Origin of the sequence: Bacillus cereus group sp. MG1 (genome assembly GCF_040460035.1) — a bacterium.
Classification (GTDB): Bacteria; Bacillota; Bacilli; order Bacillales; family Bacillaceae_G; genus Bacillus_A; species Bacillus_A cereus.
Map to the genome: position 1 here is coordinate 1962846 of NZ_JARVGY010000001.1, position 23747 is coordinate 1986592.

The following is a 23747-nucleotide window of genomic DNA, read 5'->3' on the forward strand; positions in this document are numbered from 1 at the left end:
AAACAAAAAAAGATGTGTAGTTATTTCTACACATCTCTCATCACTCACAACCTGTAATTAATAAATCATCTTCTAATTTAACTAATAATGTATCCTCACTAATTTCCTGTCCAACTTCTACATTTACCAATCTTATATTTCCACTAATCCCGACTGCAATTTTTTTAAGCTCACCGTCATTTTTTCGGATCATCAGTAATTTCTCCCATTCATATACGTAAGAAGATTCATTAATAAAAATCTCCTCTACTTTTCCTTCATAAGAGCTATAAATCTCTTCAATTCTCGTTTTCATATAACATCTACTCCCTATTTCACACTTCACTATTTTCATCTTATTCTACCATTCTTACGAGGAGCAGCTTACTTTTTAAAAATTCAAATTAACTACCATGAACAAAATGAACAAAATAAAAATTATGCTTCTAATGATGTTATTTTTCAAATTATTTACCATTTGAATAGATGCTTTTATTATAAATAAAAAACCTTTTTCTGAATTTTTATTCTATTTTGAAAGCGCAATCATTCTTTTGAGGGGGAAATTACATGTTAGCACTACTTGGATTTGCGATGGTATTTGTCTTTATGTTTTTAATTATGACGAAACGTATGTCAGCGCTAGTAGCATTAATATTAATTCCGAGTGTTTTTGCATTAATTGGCGGATTCTATGCCAATATGGGGCCTATGATGTTAGAGGGAATTCAAAAATTAGCACCTACTGGTATTATGCTTATGTTCGCTATTTTATATTTTGGGATTATGATTGATAGCGGTTTATTCGATCCTGTCATTAGTAAGATTTTAAAATTTGTAAAAGGAGATCCTTTAAAAATCGTTGTCGGAACAGCTATATTGACTATTATCGTTTCTCTAGATGGTGACGGTACAACAACATACATGATTACAGTTTCCGCAATGTATCCACTATATAAGCGCCTTGGAATGAACCCCCTCATATTAGCTGGAGTTGTTATGTTAGGGGCGGGGGTAACAAATCTTACACCTTGGGGTGGACCCACAGCTCGTGTTATGAGCGCACTTGGACTTGAGGCTTCTGAATTATTTACACCTCTTATTCCAGGAATGATTGCTGGTGCAATTTGGGTTGTTTTCGTTGCTTACTATCTTGGAAAAAAAGAAAGAAAACGTTTAAGAATTATGGATGTACAGTATTTAAAACAAATGCAAACAATGGATGAGCAAGCTGCAACTGTCGAAGCCGCAGTGCATAAACGTCCTAAACTTCTATGGATTAACTTTTTATTAACCGCTACATTACTTGTCTGTCTCATACTAGAAGTTATGCCGTTACCTGTTTTATTTACAGTCGCTTTTGCTATTGCTGTTATGATTAACTATCCAAACTTAGAACAACAGAAAGAACGTATTGCTTCTCATGCAGGGAATGTATTAGCAGTTGTTTCTCTCGTATTTGCTGCCGGTATTTTCACTGGTATTTTATCTGGAACAAAAATGGTAGATGCAATGGCTAACAGTGTAGTAACTCTTATACCAGATGCACTTGGACCACAATTGCCAATTATTACAGCTCTTCTCAGTATGCCATTCACATTTTTCATGTCCAATGATGCATTTTACTTTGGGGTATTACCTATTTTAACTAAGGCTGCTGCTACTTACGGAATTAGTGCAGCTGAAATGGGACGTGCTTCCTTACTTGGGCAACCCGTTCACTTATTAAGTCCTCTTGTCGCTTCCACTTATTTATTAGTTGGGATGGCAAAAGTTGATTTTGGTGAACATCAACGTTTTACTTTATTGTGGGCAGTTGGAACGACAATGGTGATGTTGATTACTGGCATTGTAATTGGGATTATTCCAATATAAGACGCAAAAAACAGTAGAAGAAATAAATCCTCTACTGTTTTTTATTATGAAGAAACAAGAAAATACCGTCTCTCCGGTCTCCCCACACTCCCATATATTAGCTCTGCGTGGACTTTCTTCCCAGATATTAAATACTCTAAATAGCGCCTTGCAGTTGATCGGCTTACGCCTACCATTGAACTTAGTACCTCTGCTGTAATCCCTTCTTCATTAACTGTTAACATATGCTTTTTTATTTTCGCTAAAGTTAAAGGATCTATCCCTTTCGGGGCATATTCCATTTCATTTCCCTTCACGCCTCTTTGAGACCATAAATATTCAATTTGTTCCGTAGATAATTGATTGTTTTTCTTTAACTGTATAATCTTTTTTTGATAGCCTTCCAGACTTGCTTTAAATCGGTCAAACATTAGTGGCTTTACGATATAATCTGTTACTCCGCCCCGCAGGGCGTGCCTCACTACATCTGCTTCCGATGCTGCTGTAATCATAATAATATCTGTATCGTGCAAATGATTCCTAATATATGTGACAAGTTCCGTTCCTTGCATATCAGGTAAGTACACATCTAATAAAACAAGCTGTGGCTTCACAAGCTCTAGCCATTCTTTCGCTTGTTCTCCAGTCGTTGCCGTTCCAATTACTTTAAATCCCTCAATTTTTTCAGTAAAACGACGATGAATGTCCGCAATCCGAATATCATCTTCTACAATTAATACTTCAATCTCCTCACCCATTACTATTCGCCTCTCTCTTTCGGTAGTGCAATAATAAATAACGCACCACCTAAATCCCCTTTTTCGATTGCAATACTTCCATTTAAATCTTCTACTAACTCTTTCACTTTTGCTAATCCATATCCTCGCTCTCCTCCTTCTTTCGTCGAAAAGCCTTTATAGAATATGCTAGTAATTATTTCATCATGAATCCCTTGCCCTGAATCTTCCACTTCAATTAATATTTCTTCTCCAATATCAGTTACAAACATCCTTACTTTCTTATCATTCTCTTCATTTTTTTCAATTGCTTCAAATGCATTCGTAATTAAATTTCCTAAAATAGAAACGACATAATTACTCTCAATATGTGGACTTAATTTGTCTAAACCACTTTCTCTATCTAGCATAAAATCAATCTTCAACTCTCGTGCTCTATTATAAAATCCAATTAAAATTCCACCTAGCCATGGATTTTGAATCCGCTTCATAATAAATTGAACAAAATCTTGATATACCGCTGTTTCCTTATGAATAAGCTCTAAAGCATCTTCGTATGATTCTAATTGGATAAGACCTGAAAGCGTATACAATAAATTGTTATATTCGTGCGCTTGCGCTCGTAATGCCTCTGTATATTGCTTCGTCTGAGATAATTCTGCTGTTAACTGATCCATTTCAGATTTCAAACGTAAGCTCGATACAACGCCAGTTACTTTATTCTTTACTTTAATAGGTAGACGGTTCGCAATAACAGCCTGTCCTTTTATATTTAATTGGCGATCAAACTGTTCTTCACCAGTTTGAAGTACATCTAGTATCGTTGAATTAGGAATTACATTTAAAATAAATTCCCCAATAATATTTTGTTGTTTATCTAGCGAAAGAATATCATAGGCTGCTTGATTGACTAAACTAATCATGCCATTTTTATCGATTACAATAATCCCTTCACGTACAGATTGAATCACTGTACTATGCTCTTCATATAAAGATGAAATTTCTTCTGGTTCCATACCGAACATCATTCTTTTTATACTTGCCGCTAAATATATAGAGCCGATTACTCCAATTAATAGCCCTATTATTGTAATCCAAAATACACGCTTTCCATACACTTCTACCGCTCCATGAATATCATCCATTGAAAATCCAACAGACACAACACCAATGATTTCATTTTCCTGATTATGGATTGGAACTTTTCCGCGTAATGAAGGGCCTAATGATCCAGTTGCTTTCGAAACATATGATTTTCCTTCTAATAAAACGCCTTTGTTATCTCCACCAATCATCGCTTCTCCTATTTTATCTCGCTCAGGATGTGCATATCGAATCCCCTCTTTATTTCCAACTACAATGAAGTCAGCCTCTGTATCCATTCGAATTCTTTCTGCAATCGGCTGAATAATAGAAGCTGGGTTTTCTTTTTGAAAAGCTTCCTTTATTTCAGGTATAGCAGCAACTGTTTTCGCAACATGTAAAGCCCTTTTGCCAATTTGCTCTTCTACCGTTTCAGATAATATGTAATAAAATAAATAACTCGTTAGCATAAGTACAACTAAAATAAGTATACTAATAGTTAATGTAATTCTCGGTTGGAGTTTTAATTTTTTTAACTTCAAAACCATTCCCCTAACATGATTAAAGATAGAATTTAAAGAATATACAGTCTCTTTAATTATACTTAATCATAACACGGTTACTCTATATTTCTTTTTCTCTTCATAAAAAAAGAAACGAAGTAAAATTACTACCTCGTTTCTTAACATTCGTTATTACACTTTAAACTTACTAATCATCTCTTGTAATTCTTCTGCCATTTGTGATAAATGGACTGCTGCTGCATTTATTTCATCTACTGAAGCTAATTGTTCCTCAGAGGAACCAGCAATATTTTGAACGCTTGCTGCATTTTCTTCAATTGTAGCTGCAATTTCATTAATAGATGCACTTACTTGTTTTGCATCTACCGTCATTTGTTTTGCTACATCTACCATGTTATCAATTTGTACAACTGTATCATCCGTAGATTTCAATATTTCAGCAAAGCTTTGCTTCGTTTCATTTGCAACTACAAGTCCTGATTGTACTTCTGCTCCAACTTGATTCATAGAGCTTACTGTTTCTTTTATATCAAATTGAATCTCTTTCACTAGTTTCCCAATTTCCGTAGAAGACTGTCCTGATTGTTCTGCTAGCTTTCGCACTTCATCTGCTACAATTGCAAATCCTCTTCCTTGCTCTCCAGCTCTCGCAGCCTCAATTGCCGCATTTAACGCTAATAAATTTGTCTGTTCTGCAATATGTTGAATCACTTCAAGGATTGCTCCAATTTGTTTCGACTTATCGTCTAACAAACCAATGATTTTGTCTGACTGTGAAACAGACTCATGAATTAATTGCATTTGATTCACAGTTTGTTCAACTAACTTCCCACCATTTTCAGCTTTTTTCTTCGTATACATAGAGGCTGTAGATACTAATGAAGAACTATCTGCAACACGCTGAATTCCTTCTGTAACTTCTTCTAACAATGTTGCTCCTTCTTCAACTTCTTTCGTTTGTATTTCTGCACCACTTGATACTTGCTCTATCGCCTGTGTAATTTGTTCCGTTGCTTCGCTTGTCTGCTTCATACTAGCTGTTAATTCTTCTGAAGATGCCGCTACATGACTTGCTGAAGTGTTTATATTGGAAATGACACTTTGTAACGATGCAGCCATCTCGTTAAAACTTTCTCCTAGCTGCCCAATTTCATCTTTAGAATGAACTGTAATTGACTCTGTTAAATCGCCTTCACTAATCTTTTTCGATGAGATAACAAGTTGTTTTAACGGACTAATAATAGAAGCAATTATGAAGTAAATTAAAATCCCACCAATTACTAATGAAATACCAATAACAGTTATTGTTTTATAGAAAATAGGGTTAGCTGCTTCGATAATTTCTTTTGAAGGCATAATTCCTGCTATTTTCCATCCAGTCTGCTTATTTGTTATAAAGGTAATATTGCGATCATCACCATCAAGTTTGAATTTAAAATCACCTGTTTCTTGTTTATACAATTCCTTCTCCACTTTTTCTTCTACCTTGTCACCTGGCTTCATCGTCGGATGCGCTATTACATTTTTAGATTGGTCAAAGATTGCTACATATCCTTTTTTGCCGATATTGACCATTTTTGAAGTATTTACAATATCATTAATAATTAAATCAATACCGAGAACACCACTTTTATCCTCATTTTGTTTTGCTATTGTAATAACAATATTCCCTGTTGTACTTGACTTATATGGGGCTGTGATAACCACTTCTCCGCTTTTTTTCGCTGCTTCTTTATACCAATCTCTTTCGGTAGGATTATACCCATCTGGCATTTGAATAGACGGTGATTGAATAAATTGTCCTGTACTAGATCCCGTATAAACTGCTTCTATTTCTGGATGTAATTTATTATATTCTTCTAATTTATTTTGCACATTTTGGAGCTGATCAGTTCCGTAACTTACTCCATTAAATAACTTTGTAAAATATACTGCGTCTACCTTTTTACTGTCTATCTCCTTGTTAATAACATTATTTAAAATCTTTACGTTATCTTCCGCTGATTGTAAAATTGTTTCATTAAAATTTGTCTTTGCTTGTTGATAAGACGTCCAACCAATTACAATACTTGGAAGAATTAAAATGATAACAAATGACACAAGTAACTTTGTTTTTAAACTACTACTCCTTAATTTCCCTTGAAACATATTTCTACCCCTCCATACCGTTTTAAATGTAATTATCTCACATTTAATTTATTTATATAAATTACACGATTAATTGTATTAACTCTTTGTCTCTTTTTCTATTAAAGAGTTAATACATACCTTTTTCATTCTATATAAATTAAATAATTAAAACAATATATAAAAATGTATATTATTCGAAATATTATAATTCACAGAAGAACCTCCAGTATTTCACTTACTAGAGGTTCTTTCCACCTTACTATTCTTTATCTTTTTCTACTTCTTTTTTCTCATCTTCTACTACAGATACAACAGGTTTATCACTTGATAATTGTTGTACCGCTCCTTTTCCAGCAAATCCTTCTAATAGCTCTTTTAAGTCAATTCCAGAAGAAGCTTTTAACGTTTCTTGCATCGTTGCCATTAAATCAGTTGCATAACCCGCAACTTTTCCGGCGCCGCTATTTTTACCACCGCCGCCTGTATCAACAACTGTAATTTTATCAATGTTACTAAGCGGACTTGCAACTTCCTTCGCATAACTTGGAAGCATTTTAAGAACCATATCCATAATTGCCGCTTGGCCATATAACTCAAATGCCTCTGCAATTTTTTGCTTCGCTTCTGCTTCTGCTAAACCTTTTAATCTAATAACATCTGCTTCCGCCGTACCTTGTGCTTTTTGTACTTCCGCTTTCGCTTGACCTTGCGCTTTTTCGATTTCCGCCTTCGCTAAACCTTCTACACGTACTTCTTCCGCACGAGCTCTCGCTTCAGCTTCAATCTTATATTGATCCGCATCTGCCTTTTTAATTTGTTTTACTTTTTCTGCTTCCGCTGATTGCTCAACAGCATAGCGATCTGCATCTGCTTTTTTCTTAACTTCTGCATCATATTGCTTTTCACGACGCGCAATCTCTTTTTCTTCTAACTCGATTTGCTTTTCACGCTCAATGATTTTAACGCGCATTTGCTCTTCTGTAACACCTTGTTGTGCTTTCGCTTGTTGTAATTCGTAAGAAAGATCCGCATCTGCACGGGCTTGCTCTTGTTCCCTCTTATAGGACTGTACTTTTAATTCTTTATGTTTTTCAGCTTCAGCGATTTGTGCATCACGTTGATATTCTGCTTCTTTTGCCTCTTTTTCAGCACGTGCTTTTTCAATACGTGCTTCTTTTTCACGCTCTGCGTTCGCAATTGTTGCATCACGCTTAACGGTCGCAATTTGCGGCTGACCAAGCGCATCTAAGTATCCGTTTTTATCCATTATTTCTTTAATTGTGAAAGAAACAATGCGAAGTCCCATCTTCTTTAAATCTGTAGAAGCTACTTCATGTACCTTTTGAGCAAATTGCTCTCTATTACTATACGCATCCTCTACTGTCATAGAAGATAAGATTGCACGTAAGTGACCTTCTAAAACCTCTTTTGCTTCTACTTTTAACTCTTCCGTTTCTTTTCCTAAATATTGCTCAGCTGCAGTAGATACTTCTTCAATTGTAGAACCTACTTTAATAATAGAAACACCATTTACTGTAACTGGAACACCTTGCTTCGTATACGTATCACGTGTACCAACTTCTAATTTGTAGTTTAATAGGCTTAAAGGTTCTGCTCTTTGCATAATTGGAACTACGAAAGTACCGCCCCCGCGGATAATCTTAATCTTCTTTCCATCATCAGTGGTAACAACATTCTTTCCTCCACCAAGCCAGTTCCCTGTAACAATTAACGCTTCATCTGGACCAACCGTACGATACTTCGTAATGAATACTAAAATGAGTAGAATTAAAATTGCCAGTAAAACTCCACCGATAATTAATGGAATCGTCATGTAAATTCCCCCTTATAATTTTGGTTTTTTTAAAGAATAAGCGATGTTTTGTACAAGTAAAACACCATCTTGGACTCCCTCGATAATAACCTCTGTTCCTTGCGAAATATCTTTTTTTCCAACTGTTTTAGCTGGGATTGCATTACTTCCAAATTGGGATGAAATTAATACTTCACCAAATCCTTCTGTAGGAATTGTCGTAATGACTTCTCCTTTGCAACCGATAAATTCATCCATACGTTGTACGGTATTTTGCTCTGCTTCTGCAATCGGTTTTAAAATTAGTATTTTCATGATGAAAACACCGATAAAAGATATAGCAAATGCAGCCCCAAAAATAGTAATACTATTAAAGGAAAACAAATATTCTCCTATATAACTAAGCCCACATAACATGGCGAAGAAACTAAGTAATAAAGTAACAACGGATACAGCTCCGCCCCCAAAACTAAATATCGATTCAAATATATCTCCAAAGAAGATATAAATAACAGTGAGTATAGTAGCAATAATAAATCCATATAAATAAATTGTTTCAAGTGGATAACCAAACAAGACCATTTCTTATCCCCCTTTCTTAAACAATCCCTTTTTTGTTATATGTATGCCCCACCTCTTTCAAAGATTATAGTTCTTAATTTTCAGTTATTTACCTTTTAAAGAAAAGCCTGTAAGACAGGCCTCTAAAAAAGAACAGGAGAAACCTATTGTGACAGGCTCCTCCTAGAAAATAACCGATATATTATATATCTATATAATATACTATTTTCCACAAAAAGTAAAGTTAAACATACATTGGAAAGACACTTATTTTACTGATAATTTGTACGTTCCATCACCATTATCATATTTATATACATACAAGTAATACTTGCCTGGTTTTGCATTAAATTTCGCTTCTATATGATTCCCATTGGCTTGACCGTAAGCTGCATAATTTTGCATATCTGATTCATGGTGAAGTACCCATGTCATCCCAATTCCATACTCATTTAAAACAGAAATGTCGATATCTTTCGCTGATGCTACATTAAATGTATAAACATCAGTGTGGTCCCCGCCAATAAGACTGCCTTTTATCGTACTATTTAGCCCGATACGATTTGCTTCTTCTAGACGATTATTTGGTTCTGATTCTGTTAAACTTCCATCTTTAATCGTAACAGTTGTTTCGCTTCTGCTCTCTTTGCCTTTATCATCTTTTACTCTTAATGATACTTTATAAGAACCTTCTCTTTCATATACATGTACTGGATTCACTTCTGCACTTGTGCTTCCATCTCCAAATTCCCATAAATAAGAAACAATTTTTCCATCTTCATCGTTTGAGCCATCACTTTTAAATTGAATTCCCTCTTTTACAAGACCGCTATAAGGGCCATTTATATTAACCGTTGGAGCTTTATTTTCTCCATCATCTTTTGCGATTCCATGGAAGACTACATCATATTCAAATTCATTTGAACTATTCACACGATAATTGACGAAGTATGCTGTAACAGTTTTGTAGCCACTCCATTCTTTTTGCGCCAATTGTTCTAAAGATTCATTTACTCTTTTACTCATTGCTTTCCAATCTTCTGATTCACCTTTTGTGACACTACCTGTATACGTACCTTCTAATGTAAATGTATTAAAGAATTGAGAATTATGTTTTGTCATTTTTGTATCTTTCATAGGCAACGTATCACTAATTTCTTTTTTCACTTCAGTTAACGATTTCGGTGCATGTTCAGCTAAATAATCATCTGCTACTTCCGGTACATTATATTTATCTTGATTATCAATTAACTGCTGCATATACTCTTGATACTCTTTATTTAACTTAGGATCTTTACTTAGATTTTCACGATATGCATCATAATTTTTCACGTCATTCGCACGAATCAAATCTTGAATTTTATCAAATGTTTCAAACTGATGCGTATATAAGTAAGACTGCAATGCGAACGAGTAATTATAGAAATCCCAAGAACCGTATTTAGCAAATAGTGTACGCTCTGCTGTATAACGGCTTGCAGGATCAGATGATAATCCGCTAATTATACTCTTTCTTGGTACAACGTTATTCGTACGAGTAGATCCTGCGAAAAACTCTGCATTTCCTTCTTGGAACCAAGTTAGCCTTTCATTTTGATACATATCTCCTCTTCCAAATAAACCAGGAACTTCATATCTCCCTTGCAGATAATGAGTAAATTCATGACGGAATAACTCTTCTAAACTATAAATACTTTGCTCTGGTGTACGCTCATATGTAAAGAATGTACCTGTCTCTTCAATATAAATTCCACCGTTGTTTGTTTCATATCCATACAATTGTCTATTTAACTGATATTCATCTGGACTATTATAAATTACGATCGTTAATACATCATCCGCATTTCCTGGCTCTAACGCTTTGTCATTTCCAATTACACGGTGATACTGTGCCTTTACTTCCTTCGCAGCCCAATATAGTCTCTTAATTTTTTCTTCTGATACTTTATCTCCTGTTTTGAACACAATTGATCCATCGTCGAATGTATACGTTTTTGGTAAGTATTGCTCTTTTCCTTCTTTACGTATTTTCTCTAAATCTACTGTATTCCCGCTATAATCTTTACCATTATAATTTGTTGTAATTTGTTCTACCGCAACAAAATACGGTTCACTTAAGCGCGGGTACATATGCATTGCTTGTGTAACAACCTCTAATCCTTTATTTGGATTACTATGAAACTTCCCTAAACGGCTAGCAAAATAAATGCCATTATTAACAAGCCATTTATTTTCTGGCGTTACTTCATTTAGAAGAGCAATACGATTTATTTCATTAATAAACCCATCTACTTTTCCATACCACATCGTTTCATTCGCTTCTTTACGAGCTTCAGTTAAGTACGACTGTATATCATAGTCAATACCTTGCATGATATCGTATATTGCTTGTCCCTTCATTCGATCATTTACATAAGTAGTATAATTATCATTGTATTGCTTTAAAATATTCGATGCGTATTGAACCGTTTCAACATCGCTTGAAGCATTACTAATTAATTTACCGTATGCAGATACGACTGTATCTTGTTCAACTGTACCAAGCTTAAAGTTTGGATTGTTTGCGATTGCTTTTAAAGCAGGTAAACATTTATCCTGGAAGCTTCTTTCATTTAAGTCGCTTAATTCACTATTATAAAATGCAAGATAAAAAGCTGAACGCAGCACTTCAGTAAACGTTTGAATTCCTTTTGAATCATCTTTCGTAAATGTACTACCTCTATGAGCTAATTCATCTATAATGACTTGCATTTTTCCTTTATCTTTATAAAAAGCCTTTGCATCTTCATTAAACTGGAATAAGTCTGTAATTTGGTGCCACTTAATACTGCCTAACGTTTCAACTAATTCTCGATCATTCATTTTGTTTAAATCAGCCATTGAATAGCTTTCTTTAACTTGCTTTACTGCAGTTTTCTTCGTAATAGATGCTGGTCGCTGTGAAAAATCTCCTACTTTTAAACGTTCTTGAAATGATAAAGTTTCATCAACTTTTGAAATATGTCCAACTTCATCTACCGACTTTTCAATTCCAACCGGTTTCGTTTTCAACACGTTATACGGTACTTTTTCTTCCGCTGCTGCATGAGTTTGAAGTGCGCCTAACGATAAAGCCATTGTACTAATGCTAAGCATCACTTTATTGATCTTTGATTTCTTGTTCATATCCTTGCCCCCTATTTTAATATTCCATTCAAGAATTTAACATAAAATCTGGATGTAACAATATAAAATGCAATATTTCATATTATTTCTTCCTATAATTTGTACATATCGTGAACACATTGCTCTTTACCTCCCTAAAACAAATTGCATCCTTTCACATTATAAAAAGGTAATTTTTTGACAATTAAAAACTTAATTGTTATGATTATTATAATTGTTAACTTTATTAAATAAGGGTGGGATTCTATGATAAAAAAAGAAAACAGTGTATTTTATATCTCCTTCTTGCTAACAACATTATTCATTATATGGGGAATTACCCCAGCAAGTTGGATACAAGGCTACGATTTACAAAGTGTTACATCTTCTTTAAACTCATTTATCCTCAATAAATTTGGGTGGTTTTACTCTCTACTTATGACTACAATGATTATTTTGGCTGTTTATTTAGCATTTTCTAAGTACGGTTCTATTCGTCTTGGTAAAGATGGAGAAAAGCCAAAATATAATTATCCATCTTGGCTATCCATGTTGTTTGGGGCAGGAATGGGAATTGGACTCCTCTTTTATGGAATCGCTGAACCGATTTCACATTTTACAGATCCATTAACAGGAAAAGCGGGGACAGAGGAAAGTGCCAAACTCGCTATGCAATATTCATTTTTCCACTGGGGACTCTTTCCGTGGTCACTATACGCAATGGTCGCTTTAACAATTGCATATTTCACATTCCGCAAACAAAAAGGTAGCACTATCGGGGCTACAGTTACTCCATTATTTAATCGATCGAAAAATTCTCGTATTGGAAAAACAGTTGATATTCTAGCTGTTTTAGCCACAGTATTTGGCATTGTGCCATCTGTTGGGATTGGTGCTCAACAAATTGCTGGAGGATTAAGCTATTTATTCCCTTCCATTCATAACACTTTACTTACTCAGCTCGTACTTATAGCTATCTTCGCCGTTTTATATTTAACGAGTGCACAAACTGGCTTAGATCGTGGGATTAAATATTTGAGTAACTTGAATTTCTCTCTTGCAGGTATTTTACTCATCTCTTTCTTACTTTTAGGACCAACTGTATTTATTATGAAATATTTCACATCTACACTCGGTTCTTATATCGGCGCTTTACCTAGTATGGGATTAAATTTAGGAGCATTTAATGAAAAATCTTCTTCTTGGATTGAAAACTGGACTATTTTCTATTGGGGATGGTGGATTTCTTGGTCTCCATTCGTCGGTACATTCATCGCTCGTATTTCTAAAGGGCGCACAATAAAAGAATTTATTTTTGGAGTTGTATTAGTCCCGACTCTTATCTGTACATTTTGGTTTGCAGTATTTGGTGGTACCGCAATCCATATGGAAATGTTCCAATCGCTTGGAATAGCTGATGAAATTGCAAAAAATGGTACAGAGATTGGATTATTTGCTGTTATTTCACATCTACCATTCTCTACATTTTTAACGATTATCGGGTTAATTTTAGTAGCCACATTTTTCGTTACTTCTGCCGATTCAGCAACATTTGTTGTTTCAATGCAAACGAGTAACGGAAGTTTATCACCGAAAAATAGTTTAAAACTTATATGGGGATTAACAATCGCGATAATTGCCGCTATTTTATTACAAGCTGGAGGATTAAATGCACTACAAATCGCAGCTATAATTGCTGCGCTACCATTTTCTATTGTAGTCGTTCTTATGGTTACTTCACTCTTTAAAGAGCTACGAAAAGAAGATGTTAATTTGCAAACGAAAGAAGTGCCGAAAAAAATAAAAAAGGTTATGTAACGATTGGCGCCTCAAATCACTTCTAAATCCGTAATAAAACCCATTCATATGAAATATCATTTTCATATGAATGGGTTTTTCACTCTATTATATAGTGTTGTAAACATGCTTTTTCCTCAAAGCCTACTTTCTTGTACAATTTCATCGCACGATCATTATTCGTATTCAAACATAGTACTATCTCTCTCATCCCTTGGAAGGAGAAAATATACTGAATTGCAACTTGTAATAACTGCTCTCCGACACCTTTTCCATTTATATCCCCCTTAAAAAAGACATTATCATAAGCCTATTTCAAAATGAAACTGCCATGATAATGTCTTCTCAAAAACTTATACAATTATTTTACAATATAATAAGATAACACGTTATTTATTTCTTAAATAATCTCTTTCTAAATACAAACATACTCAGTGCTGAAAGAACTAATACTACGCCTGAAAGTAACTTTGATGTATTCGCTTGTCCACCTGTTGCTCCTAATGATTTCTTACTTTCTTCCTGTTTATTAGCAACTGGTTTATTTTCTTTCACAACTTGATGATTCATGTTTTGTTCTTGGACTACTTCGGATGGATTTACTGCTTCTTTTGAACCTTCAATTTCTTTTCCTGTTTCTTTCCCCTCCGCTTTCGACTCTTCAACTCCTGTTGTTAGCTCGTCCACTTCTTCTTTTGGCTCTTCAACTTCTTTTGCAGGTTCTTTCACTTCTTCTTTCGATCCTTCAACTTCTTTTACCGGTTCCTTCACTTCTTCTTTCGATCCTTCAACTTCTTTTATCGGTTCTTTCACTTCTTCTTTTGTTTCTTCAACTTCTTTTACCGGTTCCTTCACTTCTTCTTTCGATCCTTCAACTTCTTTTATCGGTTCTTTCACTTCTTCTTTTGCTTCTTCAACTTCTTTTACCGGTTCTTTCACTTCTTCTTTTGTTTCTTCAACTTCTTTTGTTGGTTCTTTCACTTCTTCTTTTGCTTCTTCAACTTCTTTTACCGGTTCTTTTACTTCTTCTTTTTCCACTATATTCTGTATAACTGTTCCGTTAAACCTTATGCTAATTTCATCAGAATCTAAATCAAATTTATACACCTTTTCACCTGGCGTATTCCATTTTATTACTCCGTTATTAAACGTCCCTCCCTCACTTGTCAATTGAATATTTTCAATACTTTCTCCTTCTAAATCATATACAGGAACTTGAATTTCTTCGTTTATTTTTGCATCATTTAAAATGATATTTTGTCTTCCAACATCAATTGTAAACCACTGCCCTAATTGTATTAACGACCTGACATCACGAATCTCATTCCCAGCTAGATTTAAGCTAAATAAGTTTAGCATGGAACCAATAACCGTTACATCTTTAATATGATTGTCCGCAAGATTTAACCACTGTAAATTTTCCAATGAAGATAGTGGTGTTATATCTTCAATTTGATTATGAGATACATTCACATTATTCAATTGTTTCAAGTTTGAGATGAACTCAATATTTTTCAGGCCTACTCCTTCTAAAGTGAGTTTTTCTAAGTTCGTCATGTACTCTAAACCTGTTATATTTTTTATCTCATTTCCATTTTCTTTAAATATCTCTAATTTTTTAATCTGTAATAAATCTTCTTTTGTAATAGGAGCGTTTAAATTCTCTCTACCTAAATTCTCTTTATTAATATGTTGTTGTAAATTTTTATCGAGAATTATATTTTCCTTTTGTTCATTATCCTCTTTTATTGTTTCCTTGATTTCGTCTAATCTTTCAACAACATTTTGAATTACTGTTCCATTAAACTTAATACGATTCTCTTCTGGCTTTATATCCAACGTAAATTCATATATTTTTTCACCAGTAGTCCCCCATTTAACAGAACCATTATTAACTATCCCATCTTCACTCTTCAATTGAATAGTATCAAGTGGCTCTCCTTGTAAATTATAGATAGGTATTTTAACTTCCTTATCTTTTTCTACATTATCTAAAAAGATTTTTTGTCTTTGAATATCGATATATATCCTTTTTCCTAGCTCTTGAACAGGTCTAACATCACGAATTTCATTTGAACCTAGCTTTAAATCATATAAGTCTGTTAAGTGACTAAGTGGCGTTATATCTGAAATATAGTTTTCTTCTAAATTAAGTGATTGTACAGTAGATAATCTTGATAAAGGTTCGATGTTTTCTAATTCATTTTTAGCAAGATCTAACTCTACTAATTTTTTCATTGATGTAATATGTTCAATATTCGTAAGTCCATTGTTACTTAAAGATAAGTTTTTTACATTTTTCAATTGCTCAATTCCAGCAAGGTTATCATTACTAATTTGATTATTTGCCACAGTCAAAGTCCTTAAAGATTTCACTGTAAATAATGGTTTAATATCTTTTATATAATTACTATTTAAATCTAGCATTTTAATCTTCTTCATTTGGCTTAATGGGCTTAAATCTGAGATTTTATTGTTTCTCAAAGTTAAAAACTCAATATGCTCTAACTCAGCCAAAGGTCCAATATCTTCAAGTTCACCATAGGTTATACTTAATGATTTTAATTGTCTCAATCCCGAGATAAATTTTATATTTTTTAACTTAACTTCTTCCAAAGTTAAGTTTTCTAAGTTCGTCATATATTCTAGACCGCTTACGTCTTGTATTCCTTTATTTTTAGCTTCAACGACTATTAAAGCTTTAACTTTTAATAAATCTTCCTTAGTTATTGGGGTATCTAGATTTTCTCTATTCAAATTATATTTATTAATATGCCTTTGTAGTTGCTTATCTACTATTACATTTCCAATTCCATCTTGTTGATCCACTTTATCCTCTTTATTTTCCTTTTGTTTTTCTGGAACATTGTTCTCTAAATTCAATGTATTTACTTCAAACTGTACTTGGTACTTATTATCATAGGCCATTGTTGGAATATAAATATGCATTCGCATATTATACCTTTTTCCTAATTCCCCTACTTCAAACCGAATCACTTTCGTTCCATTTTTCTTTTTATCTTCTGATATTACTTTCACATCATGAAACACACCTGGAGTATGAATATCCTCTGTTTTCAAGTATTGAAAGAAATCACTATCACTTAATGTTGCTGTTACAATTTTCTTTCCATTCTCAATTGTTAATTTCGGATCCTTTATATAAACAGCTGCCATAGACTCTTCATTCGTTTTATCTTTATACGCTTTAATAACAGCATCATATGTACCATCTTCTAAACCTTGTCCAGTTTTATTCGCCTCAATTGCTACTGCCGCTAAAGCAGGTGTTGAATAAACAGCAAACGGAAGTGATAACGCTGCCGCTATAATCATTGCATTTATACGTTTTCTTTTATTTTGTTTCAACTTTACATCTCCTCCGAAATATATAATTCGAAATGTAATCATTTCTCGAATAAATGATAATGATTTTCATTATCATTGTCAACTAGGAAAATAAAAAGTTTACAAAAAAAGAACCTCTTTAAAAGAGGTTATGCCATTTTCTCACCTGATTCTTCTCTAAAAAAGCTTTTCATCGCATGAAATACGTCTGCTTTTTGCTTTAAAATATAGTATCTAAAGTTTTCATCTTTAATATTTTTATAGGCTGACATGAGTGTACTATGGCGGTTGTACTGATTCACTTCCCCATACCCAAACATATTACACTTCTTCATTAGCTCTTCAACAAGTTTTACACATCTAGCATTATCTGATGTTAAATTATCACCATCTGAAAAATGGAATGGATAAATATTATAGCGGTCTGGTGAATATTTATTATCGATAAGTTCGAGTGCTTTTTTGTATACAGAAGAACAAATCGTTCCGCCACTTTCTCCTTTTGAGAAAAACTCTTCCTCTGGAACTACTTTTGCCTCCGTATGATGGGCAATAAATTCAATATCTACTGTTTCATACTTTGTGCGTAAAAATCTTGTCATCCAGAAAAAGAAGCTACGTGCCATATATTTCTCCCATATTCCCATCGATCCACTCGTATCCATCATCGCTAATACAACAGCTTTTGAATCTGGCTTTAATACTTCATTCCAAGTGCGGAACTTTAAGTCTTCTTGGTGAATTGGATGAAAAGATGCTTTACCACTCATTGCATTTCGTTTATATGCGGATATCATTGTTCTTTTCTTATCGATATTTCCCCATAATCCTGTTTTTCTAATGTCATTAAATTCAACATGTTCAATCCGGTTTTCATCCATTTCTTTTCTCTTTAAATTAGGCAGTTCTAACTCTCTGAAAAACGCTTGCTCTAATTCTAAAATAGAGACTTCAGCTTCATAGTAATCTTCCCCAGCTGCATCTCCTGCTCCTTGCCCTTTTCCTGGCCCTTTTTGTTTTTGACCACCTGATCCATCTCTCGCAACGACATCACCAACTTTGCTGTCACCGTTTCCTTGCCCAACATGTTTATTTTTATCATAATTGTATCTAATCTTATATTCATCTAGAGAACGAATTGGTATTTTTACAACATCCTTGCCATTAGACATAACTATACTTTCTTCTGTTACAAGATCGGGTAAATTATTCTTAATTGCCTCTTGTACTTTTTCTTGATGGCGCTGTTGGTCGTCATATCCTTTGCGATGGAGGGACCAGTTTTCCTGTGAAATCGTATAATTTGGTTGATTTTCTTCGCCCATTCCTTTCCCTCCTTACTGTAATTGTCTTCCTGTATGAACAGCAATCTATAAATTTTGTTCTGTAATGTGCAAGCTAGAATGTTTGAAAGGTAACTGCCCACAGAAAATCATCCCATAAACATTTATAACGTTTTTCATACAATACCCCGAGCATCCTAAACAAAATTTTGCCACTCACATAATAGAAAGAAATATTCAGCCACTGATAAGAAAGAAACACAATGCATTGTTGCACATATTTTTACTTTGCAACATATTGTATTGTGTTGGCTTTTTTCGTATGAATGGTTGGTTACTCTATCATATGCATATTGTAAAAATAATTGACAATAAATTCATAAAATTGCATCTTAATTTATTACATTTGGACAAGGTATGACACTTTATACACATATGAACGGATAATAAAACGCTGTCCCGCAAAATACAAGAGACAGCGTTTTGTTATCAAACTATCTGTTTAACAAGCTACCTACATAGCGTAGTAATTCATTTGCTGAAGAAGAATTATAGCCATGCTCATCAATTAAACGCGCAACAACATCATTGATTTTCTTAAGCTGATTTTCGTCCGGCGTTTTCGTTGACGTTGTAATTTTCACTATATCTTTTAAATCAGCAAATAGTTTTTTCTGAATCGCTTCACGAAGACGTTCATGTGAATTATAATCAAAGCGTTTTCCTTTACGGGCATAAGCAGAAATGCGAATTAAAATCTCTTCACGGAACGCTTTCTTAGCATTTTCTGAAATTCCAATTTGCTCTTCAATTGAGCGCATTAATTTTTCATCTGGACTCATTTCTTCTCCTGTTAACGGATCACGTAATTTCGATTTATTGCAGTACGCCTCAACGTTATCTAAGTAATTATCCATAAGCGTCTTAGCTGATTCTTCATATGAATAAACAAACGCTTTTTGTACTTCTTTCTTCGCGATTTCATCGTATTCTTTTCTCGCTAATGAGATGAAGTTCATGTAACGTTCACGGTCTTCATTACTAATGGATGGATGCTGATCTAGCCCATCTTTTAAAGATCTAAGTACATCTAACGCGTTAATAGATGGTACCTCTTTTCGAATGATTGTAGACGAAATTCGGTTAATGACATAACGAGGATCAATACCCTTCATACCTTCATCTTGATATTCGCGTTGTAATTCTTCTACATCAATCGCATTATAACCTTCTACCGTTTCCCCATCATACAAACGCATCTTTTTAATTAAATCAATATCCGGACGCTTCGGATCTTTTAAACGAGTTAAAATGGTGAACATTGCTGCAACGCGAAGTGTGTGTGGTGCAATGTGAACATTCGATACATCACTTTCACGAATCATTTTTTCATAAATATGTTCTTCTTCACTTACTCGTAAATTATAAGGAACTGGCATTACAATAATTCTTGAGTGCAATGCTTCATTTTTCTTATTTGCTATAAATGAGCGATACTCTGTTTCATTCGTATGCGCTACAATTAATTCATCTGCTGAAATAAGCGCAAATCTTCCCGCTTTGAAATTCCCTTCTTGCGTAAGTGATAATAAGTGCCATAAAAACTTCTCATCGCATTTTAACATCTCTTGGAACTCCATCATTCCTCGGTTTGCCTTATTTAATTCTCCATCAAATCGATACGCACGCGGATCTGATTCTGAACCATATTCTGCAATCGTAGAAAAGTCCAGACTACCTGTTAAATCTGCAATATCCTGTGATTTTGGATCAGACGGGCTAAATGTACCAATCCCTGTACGACGATCTTCAGAGAAGAAGATACGCTCTACAACTACATCCTCAATTCTTGATCCGTATTCTTGCTCTAAACGCATGACATTTAGTGGTGATAAATTCCCTTCAATTCTAACCCCATACTCATCAAAGAAATCATCTCGTAAATGATGTGGAATTAAATGCAGTGGATCCTCGTGCATTGGGCATCCTTTAATCGCAAAAATTGCTCCGCGATCTGTTCTTGAATATGTTTCTAATCCTCGTTTCAACATTGTAACTAACGTTGATTTCCCTCCACTAACAGGACCCATTAATAATAAAATTCTTTTTCTAACATCTAATCGTTTTGCAGATGGATGAAAATATTCCTCTACAAGACGTTCTAGAGCATCCTCTAATCCAAAGAGCTGATTACTAAAGAAGTTATACTTTCTTCTACCATCAACTTCTTCAATTCCAGCATCTTTTATCATATTGTAAATGCGAGAGTGTGCTGTTTGAGCCACCCATGGTCTTTCTTTCACAAGCTCCAAATACTCTGCAAACGTACCTTCCCATTGTAAACGTTCTTCTGCTGCTCGATGCTGTTCAATCTTTTTTAGAATATCCATTATAGCTCCTCCCCCATCTCCTTGTTCAATCGGATTATTATAAAAGGTATGCTAGGATGTCCTTAAACATTCTTTAAATCAAAACGAAATATATAATAGCACACTAAAATTCTCTCCAAAATTCAAAGAAAATTCTGTATAATATAGGTATTAACGTTTTTACACTGCTATTCATTATAAATAAATTCTTTTCTTCTAAGAACCTTACATACATTTTGGGTAATAAATAAAACTCATGAACCGAAAAAAGTAAGGAGGATATTAGTATGAAATTATTATTAATTTTAGGTGTATCACTCACATTTCTTACAGCTATTTTTACATCCGGTTACAATGACAAACCAGGTACACATAAAAAATGATGTGCTTTTAGCACATCATTTTTTTTATTTATAATACATATTTTCCATATCATATTTGGATAGTGGTCGGCTATAATAATAACCTTGTACAAGCTTCACATTCTTTTCTTTCAAAAACTGTATTTGCTCCTTTTTTTCTACTCCTTCTGCAATTACATTTAATTCTAAAGTATGAGCTAAATGAATAATTGCAGCTGTAATATTCGTATCACGTTCATCTATATGTATACCTTCCATAAAAGAACGATCAATTTTTAAAGTATCAATTGGATATGTTTTTAAATAACTTAAAGATGAATAGCCTGTTCCAAAATCATCTAAATGAATCTTTAAATTTTGCTCTTTTAATTGTAGTAACACTCTCTTCGATATATCTTTATGTATAAGAGCTCCTTCTGTAACCTCTATCGCTAATAAATGAGTTGGTACATTGTACTTATTTAAAGCCCGTGTAATCATCTCTATTAATGTAATAGAACGAAAGTGTCTAGCTGAAATATTAACTGCAATTGGGACCACATCATACCCTTTATTTAACCATTCGCGCAATTGCTGACACACTTGATTTACTACCCATTCATCCAGCTTAATAATAAATCCTGTTCTTTCTGCCAACGGAATAAATTGGTTTGGAGAAACAAATCCTAATTCCTTATTCTCCCACCTTATTAAAGCTTCCATACTAGCTATTTTTTTCGTTTCAATATTAATTTGTGGCTGATAATATAAGAAAAATTCATTTTTTTCTATAGCACGATGTAACTGGTTTTCTATTATAAACCTTTGTTCACGCTCACAGTCTAATCCACTACAATAAAAATGATAATGTCCTTTTCCTTTTTCTTTTGCTTTTTCTAAAGCAGCATCGACTCTCTGAAATAGTATTTTTTCATCTTCTCCATCTGTTGGAGCCATTACAATTCCAATTGACGCGCTTAAATATACATCTTCTTCTTCGATTACAAAATATTCACTAATGTTTTTTAATATGCTTTTTGCAACTTCCTCTACATATTCTTTCGTTATATTTTCTATCAACATAACAAATTGATCATCGTGTTCTCTAAATAAGTGCATATCTTCTATTTTTAGATTACTTAAACATTCTGTAACTTTTTGTAATACTTTATCTCCCTCTTTATGACCAAATGTATCATTAATACGATGAAACTCATCTAAATCTATAAATACAAGTGCAAAATTTACACTCTCATTTAAAAAAGTATTTAACTTATTTGTACATGAAATTCTATTCATTAATCCCGTTAACTGGTCATAGTAAGCTAAATATTCTGTTCGCATTTCGTTTAATACTTGCCTTGTAACATCTCTCGTAACAATATAAATCCCAACAATTTCACCGTTCACAATAATCGGGATAGTTCTCAAAGAAATATATAGCTCGTACCCTTCTTTATGAACATATTTCTTTGAAACAATTTGTTTTGCTTTTCCTTGCATCGATCCCTTAAATATAATTTGAAAATCTTTTTCATATTCTTTATTAATGAATTCAAAAATAAATTTATTATTTAATTCCTCATACCGGTATCCAAATATTTCATACGTTGCCGGATTTGCATATGTAACTCTCCCTATAGAATCTATAGATATAATTGAGTCATTATTATATTCCAGTAACGACTTAAATAACATTTGTTTTTCCTCTATCTCTGTCTTCTCCTCAATTTGAGCTGTAATATCTCTTGTAATACAAATAACAAATTGACATATTCCTTCTTCGTCGCAGACAGGATTAAGTGAAGATTCATAGTGTATCTCACCTTTTGGTAAATTGACTACATCACAAAAGGTGTGTGCTTTCGCTTCTCTCACTACTTTTGCATATTGCCTTTGCAATATCCCCGCTATATCTTTTGGTAATACTTCTGCAAAGGTTTTTCCATAGCACTCTTCGCTTAACCTAGCATAATCCATTCCTATTTTATTCACATACATATATTGAAACGTTTCATTATCAATAACTTTCAATATGAATACTAAATCTTGAATAGCATGTAATAATCCTTGTCTAATTAAATCCATATCTATCATACTTAAAAAGGTATTTTGATTACTATATTCTTCCTTCATATTTATCTCAACCCGTCTTATCTATTTTTAATCATATATCCCATTCTATATGATTATGTCCTCTCTTTTAAATGTATGATTATATATTATTTTTATTTTATAAAAAAAAGTCGCCATATGGCGACTTTTAATAAACGATTTCTAAATCTAATCCAGGGTAATTTTGTTGACGGAACGCTTCATAAATTAAAATTGCTGCTGTATTAGATAAATTTAATGAACGTACTTTATCTGTCATTGGAATACGTAAACAATGATCAAAGTTTTCTTCGATTACATTAGCTGGTAAGCCGTTTGTTTCTCTTCCAAATACAAAATAGTAATCCTTCTCGCGCTTGCTATAGTCAAACGCTGTATGAGCTTTCTCGCCATACTTTGTTAAATAGAAGAATTCACCGTCTTTATTTTTTTCATAAAATTCTTCAATTGAATCATAATACGTAATTTTCACGTGCTGCCAATAATCTAATCCTGCACGCTTTAACATTTTATCATCCGTTGAAAATCCAAGCGGTCTAATCAAATGTAATTCTGTTCCAGTTGCTGCACAAGTACGAGCAATATTCCCTGTATTTGCTGGAATTTCTGGCTGATATAAAACAACATGTACTCCCACGCGATATTCACCTCTGTTTTTTGTCTACTACG

The 23747-nt window shown here is 33.6% G+C and carries 14 protein-coding genes and 2 pseudogenes; 2 read left to right on the top strand and 14 right to left on the bottom strand.

What is annotated here, in order from left to right; all coding sequences use genetic code 11:
- Window positions 1–40 precede the first annotated feature (40 nt).
- Window positions 41–295 (bottom strand): hypothetical protein, encoded by a 255-nt coding sequence (locus QCI79_RS10175; protein WP_000857377.1) that lies wholly within the window; start codon window positions 293–295, stop codon window positions 41–43.
- 254 nt (window positions 296–549) lie between these two features.
- Between QCI79_RS10175 and QCI79_RS10180 the strand changes: the two genes are divergently transcribed.
- Entirely contained in the window at window positions 550–1854 is a 1305-nt protein-coding gene (locus QCI79_RS10180; protein ID WP_021728384.1) for a CitMHS family transporter, read from the top strand.
- A gap of 44 nt (window positions 1855–1898) precedes the next feature.
- Here the strand turns inward: QCI79_RS10180 and QCI79_RS10185 are convergent, their stop codons facing one another.
- From QCI79_RS10185 to colA, 7 genes and pseudogenes are all read right to left on the bottom strand, one after another.
- Complete coding sequence (locus tag QCI79_RS10185; RefSeq protein ID WP_000503466.1) at window positions 1899–2591, bottom strand: response regulator; 693 nt, start codon at window positions 2589–2591, stop codon at window positions 1899–1901.
- A gap of 2 nt (window positions 2592–2593) precedes the next feature.
- Window positions 2594–4201 carry an ATP-binding protein gene (locus QCI79_RS10190; RefSeq protein WP_021728383.1) on the bottom strand — a complete coding sequence of 536 codons (1608 nt, stop codon included), beginning with the start codon at window positions 4199–4201 and terminating at the stop codon, window positions 2594–2596.
- A gap of 147 nt (window positions 4202–4348) precedes the next feature.
- Window positions 4349–5296 (bottom strand): methyl-accepting chemotaxis protein, encoded by a 948-nt coding sequence (locus QCI79_RS34985; RefSeq protein ID WP_370512796.1) that lies wholly within the window; start codon window positions 5294–5296, stop codon window positions 4349–4351.
- Window positions 5291–6325: pseudogene (locus QCI79_RS34990) on the bottom strand (HAMP domain-containing protein); the annotation flags it as partial. The pseudogene QCI79_RS34990 and the gene QCI79_RS34985, both read right to left, overlap by 6 nt.
- A gap of 241 nt (window positions 6326–6566) precedes the next feature.
- Entirely contained in the window at window positions 6567–8141 is a 1575-nt protein-coding gene (locus QCI79_RS10200; protein ID WP_000155019.1) for a flotillin lipid rafts scaffold protein FloT, read from the bottom strand.
- 12 nt (window positions 8142–8153) lie between these two features.
- Window positions 8154–8702, bottom strand: coding sequence for an NfeD family protein (locus tag QCI79_RS10205; protein ID WP_000242433.1), 549 nt, complete (start codon window positions 8700–8702; stop codon window positions 8154–8156).
- 246 nt (window positions 8703–8948) lie between these two features.
- A complete protein-coding gene (gene colA, locus QCI79_RS10210) occupies window positions 8949–11846 on the bottom strand; it encodes a collagenase ColA (protein ID WP_001036424.1) in 2898 nt (965 codons plus the stop codon).
- 246 nt (window positions 11847–12092) lie between these two features.
- On the opposite strand from colA, the gene opuD reads away from it, so the two are divergent.
- Window positions 12093–13643, top strand: coding sequence for a glycine betaine transporter OpuD (gene opuD, locus QCI79_RS10215; RefSeq protein WP_000591579.1), 1551 nt, complete (start codon window positions 12093–12095; stop codon window positions 13641–13643).
- 79 nt (window positions 13644–13722) lie between these two features.
- Here opuD and QCI79_RS10220 read toward each other — a convergent pair.
- From QCI79_RS10220 to trmL, 6 genes and pseudogenes are all read right to left on the bottom strand, one after another.
- Window positions 13723–13893, bottom strand: a pseudogene (locus tag QCI79_RS10220) (GNAT family N-acetyltransferase); the annotation flags it as partial.
- Between the two features lie 122 nt (window positions 13894–14015).
- Window positions 14016–16991, bottom strand: a complete 2976-nt coding sequence (locus QCI79_RS10225; RefSeq protein ID WP_021728382.1) for an NEAT domain-containing protein — start codon at window positions 16989–16991, stop codon at window positions 14016–14018.
- A 128-nt stretch (window positions 16992–17119) separates the two neighbouring features.
- Complete coding sequence (yhbH, locus tag QCI79_RS10230; protein WP_000503518.1) at window positions 17120–18295, bottom strand: sporulation protein YhbH; 1176 nt, start codon at window positions 18293–18295, stop codon at window positions 17120–17122.
- Between the two features lie 452 nt (window positions 18296–18747).
- Entirely contained in the window at window positions 18748–20643 is a 1896-nt protein-coding gene (locus tag QCI79_RS10235; protein WP_000353273.1) for a PrkA family serine protein kinase, read from the bottom strand.
- A 386-nt stretch (window positions 20644–21029) separates the two neighbouring features.
- Window positions 21030–23099, bottom strand: coding sequence for a sensor domain-containing protein (locus QCI79_RS10240; protein ID WP_000657169.1), 2070 nt, complete (start codon window positions 23097–23099; stop codon window positions 21030–21032).
- A 127-nt stretch (window positions 23100–23226) separates the two neighbouring features.
- Entirely contained in the window at window positions 23227–23715 is a 489-nt protein-coding gene (trmL, locus tag QCI79_RS10245) for a tRNA (uridine(34)/cytosine(34)/5-carboxymethylaminomethyluridine(34)-2'-O)-methyltransferase TrmL (RefSeq protein WP_000538147.1), read from the bottom strand.
- Window positions 23716–23747 lie beyond the last annotated feature (32 nt).